The 257-nt window shown below is 56.4% G+C and carries 1 pseudogene; it reads left to right on the top strand.

Features of this window, described 5'->3' with window-relative positions:
• Positions 1-257, top strand: a pseudogene (locus tag EUU22_RS00305) (hypothetical protein); the annotation flags it as partial.

Here is a 257-nt window from a genome sequence, read left to right as displayed (position 1 = left end):
AGCATTCGGACGTGGTTTGGATGTGCCCTGCCGGATCGTTTCCACAAAGACTGGTTGGCTGAGTATCGCGCGGCGCGGGAGAGCGTTGCGCTGATTGACAAGAACTACCGGGCCTATTTGCGATTTGGCGGACCGGACCGTGTGCGTTGTCTGAATGCGGTTCTGACCAACAACATCAAGGATCTGAAAACGGGGAGCGGCATAGTGTCGCTGTTTCTGAATCCTCAGGGACGGGTCCAGGCGGAGATCGAAACGTA

The organism is Ciceribacter ferrooxidans (assembly GCF_004137355.1).
Lineage (GTDB): Bacteria > Pseudomonadota > Alphaproteobacteria > Rhizobiales > Rhizobiaceae > Allorhizobium > Allorhizobium ferrooxidans.
This window is presented reverse-complemented; position numbering and strand designations above follow the sequence as displayed.